The organism is Bacillus stercoris (assembly GCF_029772985.1).
Taxonomy (GTDB): Bacteria; Bacillota; Bacilli; order Bacillales; family Bacillaceae; genus Bacillus; species Bacillus stercoris.
Genome location: NZ_CP121861.1, coordinates 2696598 through 2709771, shown reverse-complemented (window position 1 = coordinate 2709771; position 13174 = coordinate 2696598). Strand labels below are relative to the sequence as shown.

General features: G+C 45.7%; 11 protein-coding genes. 10 read left to right on the top strand and 1 reads right to left on the bottom strand.

Going from position 1 to position 13174, the window contains the following annotated elements:
* Positions 1-21 precede the first annotated feature (21 nt).
* The gene (gene rqcH, locus QA442_RS14070) at positions 22-1734 is read right to left on the bottom strand and encodes a tRNA modification protein RqcH (protein WP_176465930.1); all 1713 of its coding nucleotides are present in this window, start codon (positions 1732-1734) and stop codon (positions 22-24) included.
* A gap of 121 nt (positions 1735-1855) precedes the next feature.
* Here rqcH and QA442_RS14065 point away from each other — a divergent pair, with 121 nt between their 5' ends.
* The 10 genes from QA442_RS14065 (at position 1856) to rsmB (ending at position 13173) form a co-directional block, all read left to right on the top strand.
* Complete coding sequence (locus QA442_RS14065; RefSeq protein ID WP_095431282.1) at positions 1856-4528, top strand: calcium-translocating P-type ATPase, SERCA-type; 2673 nt, start codon at positions 1856-1858, stop codon at positions 4526-4528.
* A gap of 82 nt (positions 4529-4610) precedes the next feature.
* On the top strand, positions 4611-5486 hold the full coding sequence (locus tag QA442_RS14060) for a YicC/YloC family endoribonuclease (protein ID WP_095431283.1): 876 nt from the start codon (positions 4611-4613) through the stop codon (positions 5484-5486).
* 76 nt (positions 5487-5562) lie between these two features.
* On the top strand, positions 5563-5832 hold the full coding sequence (gene remA / locus QA442_RS14055) for an extracellular matrix/biofilm regulator RemA (RefSeq protein ID WP_003154355.1): 270 nt from the start codon (positions 5563-5565) through the stop codon (positions 5830-5832).
* Positions 5833-5839: 7 nt separating this feature from the next.
* The gene (gmk, locus tag QA442_RS14050; protein WP_003232083.1) at positions 5840-6454 is read left to right on the top strand and encodes a guanylate kinase; all 615 of its coding nucleotides are present in this window, start codon (positions 5840-5842) and stop codon (positions 6452-6454) included.
* Between the two features lie 3 nt (positions 6455-6457).
* Positions 6458-6661, top strand: a complete 204-nt coding sequence (gene rpoZ / locus QA442_RS14045) for a DNA-directed RNA polymerase subunit omega (RefSeq protein ID WP_003221520.1) — start codon at positions 6458-6460, stop codon at positions 6659-6661.
* 80 nt (positions 6662-6741) lie between these two features.
* On the top strand, positions 6742-7962 hold the full coding sequence (gene coaBC, locus QA442_RS14040; protein WP_095431284.1) for a bifunctional phosphopantothenoylcysteine decarboxylase/phosphopantothenate--cysteine ligase CoaBC: 1221 nt from the start codon (positions 6742-6744) through the stop codon (positions 7960-7962).
* Complete coding sequence (priA, locus tag QA442_RS14035; RefSeq protein WP_095431285.1) at positions 7959-10376, top strand: primosomal protein N'; 2418 nt, start codon at positions 7959-7961, stop codon at positions 10374-10376. Before coaBC ends, priA begins: the two co-directional genes overlap by 4 nt.
* Positions 10377-10402: 26 nt before the next feature.
* Positions 10403-10885 carry a peptide deformylase gene (def, locus tag QA442_RS14030; protein WP_040083192.1) on the top strand — a complete coding sequence of 161 codons (483 nt, stop codon included), beginning with the start codon at positions 10403-10405 and terminating at the stop codon, positions 10883-10885.
* Between the two features lie 4 nt (positions 10886-10889).
* Positions 10890-11843 carry a methionyl-tRNA formyltransferase gene (gene fmt, locus QA442_RS14025; protein ID WP_095431286.1) on the top strand — a complete coding sequence of 318 codons (954 nt, stop codon included), beginning with the start codon at positions 10890-10892 and terminating at the stop codon, positions 11841-11843.
* Entirely contained in the window at positions 11830-13173 is a 1344-nt protein-coding gene (rsmB, locus tag QA442_RS14020) for a 16S rRNA (cytosine(967)-C(5))-methyltransferase RsmB (RefSeq protein WP_095431287.1), read from the top strand. Before fmt ends, rsmB begins: the two co-directional genes overlap by 14 nt.
* Position 13174 lies beyond the last annotated feature (1 nt).

The following is a 13174-nucleotide window of genomic DNA, read 5'->3' as shown; positions in this document are numbered from 1 at the left end:
TCTGGCTTTTCTTTATGTGGATCAGCTTTTTTTTAGCTTGATGACAGTATCAGCATCTGGCGTGACAAAGACGGTATGCTGGCTGTCATAGGTGACGAAACCGGGTTTCGCGCCGTTCGGTTTTTTGACATGCCTGATTTTTGTATAATCTACAGGCACGGAGCTTGAATCTTTAGCTTTTGAAAAATAAGCTGCAATTGTCGCGGCTTCAATGATTGTTTGCTCATCCGGTTCGCTGCTTCTGATCACAACGTGGGAGCCAGGAATGTCCTTCGTGTGAAGCCAAATATCATCTCTGGCAGCCGCTCTTGTCGTTAAATATTCATTTTGGCGATTATTCTTACCCACTAAAATCGTCAGTCCTGAGGAGGATTCGTATGTTTCTAACACCGGGTTGTGCGTTTTTTGCTTTTTCTGGCCTTTTTGCTGCTTAGGGCGTAAATATTTACCCTCCACAAGCTCTTCCCTGATTTCACTGATATCCCGGGGAGAAGCGGAGGAAAGCTGCTGAATCAGCTGATCGAAGTATTCGATCTCTTCCTGTGCCAGCCTGATTTGCTCCTCTACAACCGCGACCGAATTTTTCGCTTTCTGATACTTCGTGAAGTAGGCCTGGGCGTTTTCGGAAGGTGTTTTGTTCGGGTTTAAAGGAATCGTGATCGTCGGGCTTTCTTCATCATAATAGTTGATGACCTCAGCCTGTTTATCACCTTTTTTCAGCATATATAAATTAGCAGTTAAAAGCTCCCCGTAAAGCTGGAATTCCTTCGCATTTTCCGAATACTCCAGTGTTTTCTCTAATTTTTTGATTTTGTTGGCATTTTTCTTCCGTTCGTTGACAACAAACCGCTCAAGATCTTGAGCCTGCTGTTTGACCCGGTCTCGTTCAGCTTTTCCGAAATAAAAACGGTCGAGCAGGTCGCTTAATGAATCAAAACGGCGCGCTTCGCCTTTTAGATGAGTCAGCTCCAGCAGATAAAAATATTCCTTTCCGTTAACAGTCGTAATGTTGGGAATGAAACGGTGCTCTTTTACTTCGGCAAACAGTGCCAGTAATGCTTTTGGCAGTGTGATTTTGTTGGCGAGGCCAGCTCTGTGAACCGCTTCTTTGGCGAAAAGCGGAGACACCCCTGAAAAGTGGTCGACAATTTGTTTATCAAGCCGTCCTTCTTGAAAACTGAGGTGACGCAAAATATCATCTTCTGACGCCTCAAGCGGTGATATTTTGTCCTGGGCAGGCGGAAGCTTATAATCTTGGCCGGGCAGTACTGTACGGTAGCTGTTCATTGACGGCGATAAATGCTTAAGTCCGTCGATGATCACATTTTCTGCAGCGTCGGTCAAAATAATATTGCTGTGGCGGCCCATAATTTCTACATAAAGCTTTCGTACGGTTTCATCGCCAATTTCGTTTCGGCTTTTGATATGAAAAATCATAATGCGGTCTAAGCCCGCTTGTTCGATTTTCTCAATGAATCCGCCTTCGATATGCTTTCTCAGCAGCATGCAAAACATTGGTGGTTCGCTTGGATTTTCATAAGTTTGTGTCGTGATATGCACCCGTGAATAGCTCGGATGTGCCGATAATAATAGTTTTTGGTTTTTTCCCTTGGCACGGATGTGGAAAATCACATCGTGCTTATATGGCTGATGGACTTTTGTAATTCGTCCGCCCATTATTTTCTCGTTAAGTTCGTGTGTCATTCCGTATGTAAACATGCCATCAAACGACATATGCAATACACCCTCTCATTCTTCCTGCATTCGATAATTATAGCATGAAATGGGACGAGTCAGAATAAGCATGCTTATAGAGTGATATCTCTATAAGAGAGCAGGGGAGTGGACGAGCGGAATGAAGTTTCATGAAATGGGACAAACAGATTTACTAGAGGCAACCAATACGTCCATGAAACAAGGATTAACAGAAAAAGAAGTGAAAAAACGCCTTGACAAGCATGGGCCAAACGAGCTGCAAGAAGGGAAAAAAACGTCAGCGCTTCTCTTGTTTTTCGCGCAGTTCAAAGATTTTATGGTGCTTGTGCTTCTGGCGGCAACGTTAATCTCGGGATTTCTTGGTGAATATGTAGATGCGGTTGCGATTATTGCGATTGTGTTTGTGAATGGCATACTCGGTTTCTTTCAAGAAAGGCGAGCTGAGCAATCTCTTCAAGCTTTAAAAGAGCTTTCAACACCGCATGTCATGGCACTCAGGGAAGGAAGCTGGGCAAAGATTCCTTCTAAGGAACTTGTGCCGGGGGATATTGTGAAATTTACGAGCGGGGACAGGATTGGTGCGGACGTTCGAATTGTTGAAGCGAGAAGCCTTGAAATAGAAGAATCAGCGCTCACCGGGGAATCAATCCCGGTTGTGAAGCACGCTGATAAACTGAAAAAACCGGATGTTTCACTTGGCGATATTACCAATATGGCATTTATGGGAACGATTGTAACCCGCGGCAGCGGTGTCGGGGTTGTCGTCGGGACAGGGATGAATACGGCAATGGGGAAAATTGCTGACATGCTTGAATCGGCAGGGACGCTGTCAACCCCGCTGCAAAGAAGACTGGAGCAGCTCGGGAAGATTTTGATTGTTGTTGCATTGCTTCTGACCGTTCTTGTTGTTGCTGTCGGTGTTATTCAGGGTCATGATCTGTACAGCATGTTTTTAGCGGGTGTCTCATTAGCGGTAGCCGCCATTCCAGAGGGGCTGCCAGCGATTGTCACCGTGGCGCTCTCGCTTGGTGTACAGCGGATGATTAAACAAAAATCCATTGTTAGAAAGCTTCCTGCTGTTGAAACGCTTGGGTGTGCGTCTATCATTTGTTCAGATAAAACAGGGACAATGACCCAAAACAAAATGACTGTGACACATGTCTGGTCCGGAGGGAAAACATGGAGAGTGACAGGGGCCGGGTATGAACCGAAAGGAAGCTTCACACTGAACGAAAAAGAGGTCAGTATCAATGAACATAAGCCCCTTCAGCAGATGCTTCTGTTCGGGGCGCTCTGTAACAACTCCAATATTGAAAAAAGAGACGGCGAATATGTGCTTGACGGAGATCCGACAGAGGGAGCGCTGCTCACCGCGGCAAGAAAAGGCGGTTTTTCAAAGGAGTTTGTTGAATCAAACTACAGGGTGATTGAAGAATTTCCGTTTGATTCTGCACGGAAAATGATGACTGTCATCGTAGAGGATCAGGACAGAAAGCGCTATATCATTACAAAAGGTGCACCGGATGTACTGATGCAGCGATCTTCCCGTATTTATTATGACGGCTCAGCCGCTCTTTTTTCAAATGAAAGAAGAGCAGAAACAGAGGCGGTATTAAGACATTTGGCATCTCAGGCGCTCAGAACGATAGCGGTCGCCTACAGGCCGATAAAAGCAGGCGAAACACCGTCAATGGAGCAGGCGGAAAAAGATCTGACGATGCTCGGCCTTTCAGGTATCATTGACCCGCCGCGACCGGAAGTCAGACAGGCGATTAAAGAGTGCCGTGAAGCGGGAATTAAGACCGTCATGATTACAGGTGATCATGTGGAGACCGCTAAAGCGATAGCGAAAGATCTGCGCCTCCTTCCGAAAAGCGGAAAAATTATGGACGGGAAAATGCTGAATGAACTTTCTCAAGAAGAGCTTTCTAATGTAGTGGAGGATGTGTATGTATTTGCCCGCGTTTCTCCTGAGCATAAACTGAAAATTGTAAAAGCCTATCAGGAGAACGGGCATATCGTGGCGATGACGGGAGACGGCGTCAATGATGCCCCTGCCATTAAACAAGCTGATATCGGCGTCTCTATGGGCATTACCGGGACAGATGTAGCTAAAGAAGCGTCATCTCTTGTGCTCGTGGATGATAATTTTGCGACGATTAAATCAGCGATAAAAGAAGGCAGGAACATCTACGAAAATATCAGAAAGTTTATTAGATACCTGTTGGCTTCTAATGTAGGAGAAATCCTTGTCATGCTGTTTGCGATGCTCCTCGCCCTTCCTTTGCCGCTTGTTCCGATTCAGATTTTGTGGGTCAACTTGGTGACGGACGGATTGCCGGCAATGGCGCTCGGCATGGATCAGCCAGAAGGAGACGTAATGAAGCGCAAGCCCCGTCATCCGAAAGAAGGGGTATTTGCCCGCAAGCTAGGGTGGAAGGTCGTCTCCAGAGGATTTTTAATCGGAGCTGCCACTATTTTAGCGTTTATCATTGTGTACCACCGCAATCCGGAAAATTTGGCTTATGCCCAGACGATCGCATTTGCAACATTGGTGCTGGCTCAGCTTATTCACGTTTTTGACTGTCGAAGCGAGACTTCTGTTTTCTCCAGAAATCCGTTTCAAAACCTGTATTTAATCGGTGCGGTATTGTCATCCATTTTGCTGATGCTTGTCGTGATCTACTATCCGCCGCTTCAGCCGATTTTCCATACCGTAGCCATCACCCCGGGAGACTGGATGCTCGTCATCGGTATGTCCGCCATCCCTACTTTTTTGCTGGCGGGGTCACTTTTAACAAGAAAAAAATAAATCCATATGATATAATCTTAGGGGGAATAGCATGTCTATTGCCCTTTTATTATGAGAACAGGGAAGAATTGGGTGTTTTAAAATGATACGAAGTATGACAGGCTTCGGCAGTGCAAGCAAAACACAAGATGATCTCTCTGTAAGCGTAGAACTTAAATCTGTGAACTACAGATTTAAAGAAGTGAACGCTCGTTTGCCAAGGCCTTTGCTATATTTTGAAGATAAGCTGAAACAGACCATTCTGCAGCATATCCAGCGCGGAAGAATTGAGCTTTTCGTATCTGTTGACAGTGATATGCTTGTTGAGAAAAAGCTTGAGATTGATTGGCCGCTGCTCGATGAGTTTGTCGCAGCTGCGAGAGATATGAAGAAGCGGTATCAATTGACTGCTGAGCCCGATGTGATGGATTTCTTTAAGCTTGATCACGTCGTCCAGGTTCATGAAGAACAGACGCAAAATGACAAGCTGGAGGCATTGATCACCGATGCTGCAGAGGAAGCGGTAAAAGGCCTCTGTGAAATGCGTGAAAAAGAGGGGCTGCTCTTAGCGAAAGACTGCCTGATGCATATTGATCAGCTTGATGAGCTGGTGAGAGAAACTGAATTGCTTGCTGCAGATGTCGTATCTCGTTACCGAGAACGGCTGTACGCCAGAATCAAAGAATGGACTGAAGATGTATTAGACGAGAGCCGGCTTGTAACAGAATGCGCTATTTTTGCAGACCGCTCTGATATTACTGAAGAGATTACCAGGCTGAAGAGCCACTTCGCCCAGTTTCGTGATATATTAGCTAGTGGCGGAGCTGTCGGGCGCAAACTCGACTTTCTCGTTCAGGAGCTCAATCGGGAAGCAAATACGATCGGCTCAAAAGCAAATGATCATCAGATCACAAAGCTTGTCGTTGAAATGAAAAGTTCTATTGAAAAAATAAAAGAACAAGTGCAAAATATAGAATAGTGACTGTGCGTATTGTTTACAGACGGTCTTACTAGGCTAAACTAGAGACGTCTATTTTACAGGGGGAACGTAGAAGATGACGATTAAACTGATTAATATCGGATTTGGCAATATAATCTCCGCCAATCGGATGATTTCGATTGTCAGCCCGGAGTCTGCGCCAATCAAACGGATGATCCAGGATGCAAGAGACCGCGGAATGCTAATTGACGCTACATACGGACGAAGAACCCGTGCAGTTGTCGTCATGGATAGTGATCACATTATCTTATCTGCCGTCCAGCCTGAGACAGTTGCACACAGACTTTCTGTTAAAGAAGAAATTATGGATGAAGGGCAGGGATAATTGCCGCATGAAAGAAAGAGGGTTATTAATCGTTCTCTCAGGTCCCTCAGGAGTTGGTAAAGGAACGGTTCGGCAAGCGATTTTTTCGCAGGAAGACACAAAATTTGAATATTCGATTTCAGTAACCACTAGAAGTCCAAGAGAGGGCGAAGTGAACGGAGTCGATTATTTTTTCAAAACAAGAGACGAATTCGAGCAAATGATTGCGGACAACAAGCTGCTTGAATGGGCTGAGTATGTCGGCAATTATTACGGCACGCCTGTCGATTATGTTGAACAGACGCTTCAAGATGGAAAAGACGTCTTTTTAGAAATTGAAGTCCAAGGGGCTCTTCAAGTGAGAAATGCTTTCCCGGAAGGCCTGTTTATTTTCCTTGCGCCTCCAAGCCTTTCTGAACTGAAGAACAGAATCGTGACACGAGGCACAGAAACAGACGCTCTGATTGAAAATCGAATGAAAGCCGCAAAAGCTGAGATTGAAATGATGGATGCTTATGATTATGTTGTTGAAAACGATAATGTAGAAACGGCTTGCGATAAAATCAAAGCAATCGTTCTTGCTGAACATTTGAAGCGTGAACGTGTTGCACCAAGATATAAGAAAATGCTGGAGGTTGAATAATCAATGTTAGATCCGTCAATTGATTCTTTAATGAATAAATTAGATTCCAAATACACGCTCGTGACTGTTTCTGCGAGACGTGCCCGTGAAATGCAAATCAAAAAAGACCAAATGATTGAACATACGATTTCACACAAATATGTAGGCAAAGCTTTAGAAGAAATTGATGCAGGCCTGCTTTCGTTTGAAAAGGAAGACCGCGAATAGTAGCACAAGTAGCAACCTATATCATGTAGGTTGTTATTTTTTTCCGTGCGGTTTTGTAAAGTGCAGAGGGGGAGAATTCATTGCTTAACAATCGAAATGTGTTACTTTGCGTGAGCGGAGGCATCGCTGTTTATAAAGCCTGTGCGTTAACGAGCAAGCTGGTTCAGGCAGGAGCAAATGTGAAAGTGATTATGACTGAATCAGCTTGCCGATTCGTTTCACCGCTGACATTTCAGGCATTGAGCCGCCACGAAGTTTATACAGATACATTTAAAGAACAAAATCCAAGCGTCATTTCTCATATTGACGCCGCAGACTGGGCTGACTTGATTATCGTGGCGCCGGCTACGGCTAATGTGATTGGAAAACTGGCTAACGGCATCGCTGATGATATGCTGACGACAACATTGTTGGCAGCGACGGCTCCCGTTTGGATCGCGCCGGCGATGAACGTTCATATGTATGACCACCCGGCAGTCAAACGAAATATTTCTGTATTGTATCAGGACGGTTATCGTTTTATTGAGCCGAGTGAGGGCTATTTAGCATGCGGTTACGTCGGAAAAGGAAGATTGGAAGAGCCTGAAAATATCGTAAAACTGGCCGAAAAACATTTTGCTGATGAATCATCCGCCCCTTTAGAAGGCAAACGTGTGGTCATTACAGCCGGCCCAACACGGGAAGCGGTTGATCCTGTCCGGTTTTTCACCAATAAATCGACGGGCAAAATGGGCTACGCATTAGCGGAGGCTGCAGTCCGGCTTGGTGCACGGGTAACTTTAATTTCTGGGCCTGTTTCACTTGATCAGCCCAAAGGACTTGCTCAGTTTATCCCTGTTCAATCGGCTGCGGATATGCACGAAGCTGTGCTCTCCGTGTATGAAGCAAGCGATATTGTCATCAAAACAGCTGCGGTAGCCGATTTTACGCCAAAAACAGTATTTGACCATAAAATGAAAAAACAAGACGGCGGTATGACCTTAGAACTGAAAAGAACGGTCGATATTTTGAAAGAATTGGGCGAGAAAAAGAAAGAGCAGATTTTAGTCGGATTTGCCGCTGAAACACAAGACATTGAACACTATGCACGTAAAAAGCTCGCTGCCAAAAATCTTGATATGATTGTGGCAAATGATGTGAAAGCAAATGGGGCCGGTTTTGGTGCTGATACGAATATTGTGACAATCTTTTTCAAAGACGGGCATAAACGCGAACTTCCGATCATGTCTAAGCTCGATGTTTCGTTTGAAATTCTTCAGGAGATCGCAGCCCTCTCAAAACAAACCGGAGAAAGAACATGAATTTTGCAGAGGTCATCGTGGATGTCAGCACCAAAAATATAGACAGGCCTTTTGATTACAAAATCCCAGACCATCTCAAGGGTATGATCAAAACGGGGATGCGGGTCATTGTTCCGTTTGGCCCCCGTAAGATTCAGGGGTTTGTAACAGCAGTCAAAGAAGAATCTGACCTATCGGGGAAATCTGTCAAGGAAGTAGAGGATTTATTAGATCTTACACCTGTTCTGACAGAGGAGCTTATGGATCTGTCATCATGGCTGTCCGACAAAACGCTGTCTTTTAAAATAACGGCACTTCAAGCAATGCTGCCTGCCGCATTAAAGGCAAAATATGAAAAAGAATTAAAAATTGCAAACGGAGCTGAGCTTCAGCCGCAAGTGGAGCGGCTGTTTTCTGAAACAAAGACGCTGCTGTATTCAGATATACCCGATCATAATACGTTGAAACTGATTCAAAAGCATGTTCAAAAAGGGAGCATAGACGTGACCTATAAAGTCGCGCAAAAAACAAATAAAAAAATGGTGAGGCATATTCAGGCAAATGCGAGTAAAGAAGAGCTTGCTAAGCAGGCTGAGGGATTGTCCCGTCAAGCAGCCAAGCAGCAGGCGATTCTTCACTTTTTCATCTCTGAGCCAGAAGGTGTGAAAATCCCTGCGGCGGACTTGTGCAAAAGAACGGACGCGAGCTCTGCGACCATCAAAACCCTTATCCAAAAAGGGCTTTTGAGGGAAAGCTATGAAGAGGTCTACAGAGATCCCTATCAGGATAAAATGTTCAAAAAAACAGAGCCGCTGCCGCTGACAGACGAACAGAGAGCTGCCTTTGAGCCCATACGCGAGACATTGGATAAGGATGAGCATAAAGTGTTCCTCCTTCACGGCGTGACAGGCAGCGGAAAAACGGAAATTTATCTGCAATCAATTGAAAAAGTACTGGCGAAAGGAAAAGAAGCCATCGTCCTCGTACCGGAAATATCGCTGACTCCGCAAATGGTCAATCGCTTTAAGGGCCGCTTCGGCTCCAAGGTGGCAGTCATGCACAGCGGTTTATCCACAGGGGAAAAATATGACGAGTGGCGTAAAATCCACCGGAAGGAAGTACGGCTTGTCGTCGGTGCCAGATCCGCAATTTTTGCTCCGTTTGAAAATCTCGGAATGATTATCATCGATGAAGAGCACGAGTCTTCTTATAAACAGGAAGAAATGCCGCGCTATCACGCGAAAGAGGTGGCAATCAAGCGTGCTGAGCATCACAGCTGCCCGGTTGTATTAGGGAGTGCTACGCCGACATTAGAGTCATATGCACGGGCGCAAAAGGGCGTGTACGAGCTTCTCTCACTGAAGCACCGCGTTAACCATCAAGTGATGCCTGAGGTTTCGCTTGTCGATATGAGAGAGGAGCTTCGAAGCGGCAATCGCTCGATGTTTTCTGTTGAATTGATGGAAAAGCTTGAAGAAACGATTGCCAAGGGTGAGCAGGCGGTGCTGTTTTTAAATAAAAGAGGCTATTCTTCCTTTGTGATGTGCAGGGATTGCGGCTATGTCCCGCAATGTCCGCACTGCGACATTTCCATGACGTATCATCGTTACGGCCAAAGGCTGAAATGTCATTATTGCGGACATGAAGAGCCTGTTCCGCATACTTGTCCTGAATGCGCAAGCGAGCATATCCGCTTTTTCGGAACGGGAACACAGCGAGTGGAGGAAGAGCTGACAAAAGTGCTGCCAAATGCGAGAGTGATTCGGATGGATGTTGATACGACATCAAGGAAAGGCGCCCATGAAAAACTACTGTCAGCTTTCGGAGAAGGAAAAGCGGATATTCTTCTCGGAACGCAAATGATCGCGAAAGGGCTTGATTTTCCGAATGTCACGCTTGTTGGAGTGTTAAGTGCCGATACAACACTTCATATTCCTGATTTCAGATCGGCTGAAAAAACATTTCAGCTGTTAACGCAAGTCAGCGGCCGGGCAGGCAGGCATGAAAAGCCCGGCCATGTCACCATTCAAACGTATACACCGTCTCACTACAGTATCCAGCTGACGAAAACGCATGATTATGAAACGTTCTATCAGCATGAAATGGCGCACAGGAGAGAGCAATCCTATCCGCCCTACTACTTTTTGGCTCTTGTGACGGTTTCTCATGAGGAAGTGGCGAAAGCAGCGGTTACAGCTGAAAAAATCGCTCATTTTTTGAAAGCAAACTGCGGAGCTGACACGAAAATTCTCGGGCCAAGCGCGTCGCCGATAGCCAGGATCAAAGATAGATATCGCTATCAATGCGTGATAAAATACAAACAGGAAACCCAGTTATCCGCTTTATTGAAGAAGATACTGGAACATTATAAACGCGAAATTGAACAAAAGCATGTAATGATTTCAATTGATATGAATCCTTATATGATGATGTAAGATCTCACGTCTTGGAGGGTAACAAATTGGCAGTAAAAAAGGTCGTCACACATCCGGCGGAGGTTTTGGAAACACCGACGGAAAGCGTGACTGTTTTTGATAAAAAGCTAAGAAAACTGCTTGATGATATGTACGACACCATGCTTGAAATGGATGGAGTCGGACTGGCAGCGCCGCAAATCGGCATCTTAAAAAGAGTGGCTGTCGTAGATATCGGGGATGACAGAGGCAGAATTGATCTCGTTAATCCTGAAATTTTAGAGAAAAGCGGTGAGCAAACCGGAATTGAAGGATGCCTGAGCTTTCCTGGCGTCTATGGTGATGTCACACGTGCTGATTATGTCAAAGTGCGTGCGTTTAACCGTCAGGGAAAACCGTTCATTCTGGAAGCGCGAGGCTTTTTGGCGAGAGCCGTGCAGCACGAGATGGACCACTTAGACGGTGTGCTGTTTACATCTAAAATAAGTAAATACTATACAGAAGATGAACTAGCGGATATGGAAGGATGATTTGATGACGAGAATCGTATTTATGGGGACGCCGGATTTTTCAGTTCCTGTTTTAAGAACCCTGATTGAGGACGGATATGAAGTAGTGGGGGTCGTCACACAGCCGGACCGTCCGAAAGGCAGAAAAAAAGTGATGACACCTCCTCCGGTCAAGGAAGAGGCATTGCGTCACGGCATCCCGGTTCTTCAGCCGGAAAAAGTCAGATTGAAAGAAGAGATTGAAAAAGTGCTGGCATTAAAGCCTGACCTTATTGTAACGGCGGCATTCGGACAAATTTTGCCTAAGGAGCTTCTCGACAGCCCGAAATACGGCTGCATTAACGTTCACGCGTCTCTTTTGCCGGAACTGCGCGGCGGGGCTCCGATCCATTACTCTATTTTGCAGGGAAAGAAGAAAACCGGGGTTACCATTATGTATATGGTAGAAAAATTGGATGCCGGGGACATGATCTCAAAAGTGGAAGTGGACATTGAAGAAACCGATAATGTCGGAACGCTGCACGATAAATTAAGCGTTGCTGGCGCGAAGCTCTTGTCTGAGACAGTTCCAAACGTCATTGCCGGCAGCATATCACCCGAAAAGCAGGATGAAGAGCAAGCGACGTACGCGCCTAATATCAAAAGAGAGCAAGAACTGCTCGACTGGTCCAGAACGGGCGAAGAGCTTTACAACCAGATCCGCGGATTAAATCCATGGCCTGTTGCTTATACAACTCTAAACGGACAAAACTTGAAAGTGTGGGCGTCGAAAAAAACACCAGCACCAACAACAGCTGAGCCTGGCACAGTCGTTGCAGTTGAAAAGGAAGGGATTATCGTTTCCACAGGTAATGATACGGCCCTGTTATTAACTGAGCTTCAGCCGGCCGGCAAAAAACGCATGAAAGGCGAGGACTTTGTGCGGGGCGCTCATGTTGAAGCCGGAGATGTGTTAGGAGTAAATAATGAAAAAAACTAGTGTTCGTGACATCGCCCTTGAAGCGCTGATCAAATTAGAACAAAACCAGGCATACAGCAACCTGCTGCTGAAATCGGTCATTAAATCAAATGAACTGAGTGATCAGGACAGAGGGCTTTTGACTGAACTTGTCTATGGTACATTACAAAACAAAATCGCGCTTGATTATATGCTTAAACCGTTTATCAATAAGCCTCAAAAAGTAAAGCCGTGGGTGATTCAGCTTCTTCGCCTATCCTTATATCAAATGGAATATTTGGAGAAGATTCCAGATAGGGCAGCCATCCATGAAGCGGTTGAGATTGCTAAAATCCGCGGACACAAAGGCATTGCTTCTTTTGTCAATGGCGTGCTTCGTTCTATCCAGCGCGAAGGTGTTCCATCCTTTGACGCCATCGAAGATCCTGTACGTCGGCTGGCGACAGAAACAAGCCATCCGGAATGGCTTGTGAAAGAGTGGGCGGATGCGTATGGGTTTGACGCGGCTGAAAAGATTTGCCGTATCCACCTCATACCGCCGAAGCAAACGCTGCGTGTCAATCAAATGAAAGCAGACAGAGCTGAGCTGCTTGATCAAATGGCTGCTGAGGGAATCGAAGTTGAAAAAGGCGATCTCGCTGAGGATGCTGTGAAGCTCTTAAAGGGATCAATTGCCGGAACTCATTTCTTCCGAAACGGCGAAGTATCCATCCAGGATGAGAGCTCCATGCTCGTCGCCCGAGCCCTTGATCCTAAGCCTGATGAAACAGTGCTTGACGCGTGTGCGGCGCCTGGCGGCAAATCGGCTCATATCGCAGAATTAATGAAGAACGAGGGGAGCGTTACGTCGCTTGATCTTCACAAACATAAAGTGAAGCTGATCAAAGAAGCGGCAGACCGTCTTGGCCTGACAATTATTCATGCGGAGACAATGGATGCAAGAAGAGCAGGGGAAACGTTTGAAAACGAACAGTTTGACCGGATATTGGTTGATGCCCCGTGCTCTGGTTTCGGCGTTATCAGAAGAAAACCGGATATGAAATACACGAAAAAGCCTGATGACAGCGCGCGTCTAGCTGAAATCCAGCTGTCGATCCTGAGGGAAATCGCACCATTAGTAAAAAAAGGTGGCACTCTTGTCTACAGTACGTGTACAATGGACCGGACAGAAAATGATGAAGTAATACATGCGTTTATACAAGAACATCCTGATTTTGAACCCGATTTGTCTCTTGAAAAGCGGCTGCCCGAAAAGGCGAGACCCTTTGTTCGGGATGGAAGGCTGCAAATCCTTCCTCATTATTTCGGAACAGATGGTTTCTTTATTTGCAGCATGAGAAAGAAGGGATAAG

Excerpts from the sequence above, each read along its gene's own strand:
- rqcH (WP_176465930.1), bottom strand. The coding sequence starts at position 1,734 with ATGTCGTTTGATGGCATGTTTACATACGGAATGACACACGAACTTAAC.
- QA442_RS14065 (WP_095431282.1), top strand. The coding sequence starts at position 1,856 with ATGAAGTTTCATGAAATGGGACAAACAGATTTACTAGAGGCAACCAAT.
- QA442_RS14060 (WP_095431283.1), top strand. The coding sequence starts at position 4,611 with ATGATACGAAGTATGACAGGCTTCGGCAGTGCAAGCAAAACACAAGAT.
- remA (WP_003154355.1), top strand. The coding sequence starts at position 5,563 with ATGACGATTAAACTGATTAATATCGGATTTGGCAATATAATCTCCGCC.
- gmk (WP_003232083.1), top strand. The coding sequence starts at position 5,840 with ATGAAAGAAAGAGGGTTATTAATCGTTCTCTCAGGTCCCTCAGGAGTT.
- rpoZ (WP_003221520.1), top strand. The coding sequence starts at position 6,458 with ATGTTAGATCCGTCAATTGATTCTTTAATGAATAAATTAGATTCCAAA.
- priA (WP_095431285.1), top strand. The coding sequence starts at position 7,959 with ATGAATTTTGCAGAGGTCATCGTGGATGTCAGCACCAAAAATATAGAC.
- fmt (WP_095431286.1), top strand. The coding sequence starts at position 10,890 with ATGACGAGAATCGTATTTATGGGGACGCCGGATTTTTCAGTTCCTGTT.
- rsmB (WP_095431287.1), top strand. The coding sequence starts at position 11,830 with ATGAAAAAAACTAGTGTTCGTGACATCGCCCTTGAAGCGCTGATCAAA.